General features: G+C 65.3%; 1 protein-coding gene. It reads left to right on the top strand.

Features of this window, described 5'->3' with window-relative positions; all coding sequences use genetic code 11:
- Positions 1-270 (top strand): cupin domain-containing protein (locus ACZ3HG_RS23625; RefSeq protein WP_465334796.1); only part of this gene is annotated, 270 nt, incomplete at its 5' end.
- Between the last annotated feature and the right edge of the window lie 4 nt (positions 271-274).

Genomic DNA, 274 nt, shown 5'->3' with positions numbered 1-274 from the left:
GATGTGATGGTGGCCAAATTGCGCGGCCAATACCACTGGCACGTCCACGAAGACACCGACGACTTCTTCCTGGTGCTGCAGGGCGAGCTGGAAATCGATCTGGAGGATGGCAGCACGGTGCAGCTCGTGCCGGGCCAGCTCTACATCGTTCCCAAGGGCGTCAGCCACCGCCCGCGCGCCAGGGAAGAGGCGCACATCCTGCTCATCGAGCCCACTGGCACGCCCAACAGCGGGGATCCCTTGACGGCAGCGCCGCGACGGGTGATCTGACGGC

Source organism: Erwinia sp. PME.40.26/001, from assembly GCF_055556675.1.
The sequence above is the reverse complement of the archived record's forward strand: the minus strand, read 5'-3'. Positions and strand labels throughout refer to the sequence as shown.